This window comes from Pelorhabdus rhamnosifermentans, assembly GCF_018835585.1.
Lineage (GTDB): Bacteria > Bacillota > Negativicutes > UMGS1260 > UMGS1260 > Pelorhabdus > Pelorhabdus rhamnosifermentans.
The window spans coordinates 1-624 of record NZ_JAHGVE010000090.1 but is presented as its reverse complement, the minus strand read 5'-3'; the positions used below and the strand labels follow the sequence as shown (position 1 = coordinate 624).

Here is a 624-nt window from a genome sequence, read left to right as displayed (position 1 = left end):
TCAAAAGAACGCGTACAATTTGGTAAACCAATTTGCAGAAATCAAGGTTTGGCATTTATGATGGCTGATATGGCAACGAAAATCGAAGCATCACGTTTGCTTATTTATCGTGCTGCTTATCTAAAAGATCAAGGACAACCTTATTCCAAAGAAGCTGCCATGGCCAAGATGTTTGCCTCAGATTCAGCTATGTCCATTACGGTCGATGCGATTCAGATTTTCGGTGGCTATGGTTATTCCAAAGAATATCCAGTCGAACGCCTCATGAGAGACGCAAAGATTTGTCAAATTTATGAAGGTACGAATCAAGCCCAAAGATTGGTTATTTCCGGTTCGATTTTACGTTAATTGTCGGAGTTCATCACGATGTATCATCAATTTACAGGAGGCTTACAATATGGAAATGGTAGTTTGTGTCAAGCAGGTACCTGACACTACAGAAGTTAAAATTGATCCAGTAACAAATACACTTGTGCGGCAAGGTGTGCCAAGTATTGTAAATCCCTTTGACAAAAATGCCTTGGAAGCTGCTCTTCAATTAAAGGAAAAAAATGGCGGCAAGGTAACCGTTGTTTCAATGGGACCCCCTCAGGCCAAAGATGCTTTAAAAGAATGTTTAGCTAT

2 protein-coding genes are annotated in these 624 nt (G+C 40.1%); both read left to right on the top strand.

What is annotated here, in order from left to right; translation table 11 throughout:
- On the top strand, window positions 1-348 hold a 348-nt coding region (locus Ga0466249_RS25890), incomplete at its 5' end, for an acyl-CoA dehydrogenase family protein (protein WP_281422714.1).
- A gap of 49 nt (window positions 349-397) precedes the next feature.
- Window positions 398-624: adenine nucleotide alpha hydrolase family protein (locus Ga0466249_RS25885; RefSeq protein WP_512699369.1), on the top strand; the 227-nt coding region annotated here is incomplete at its 3' end.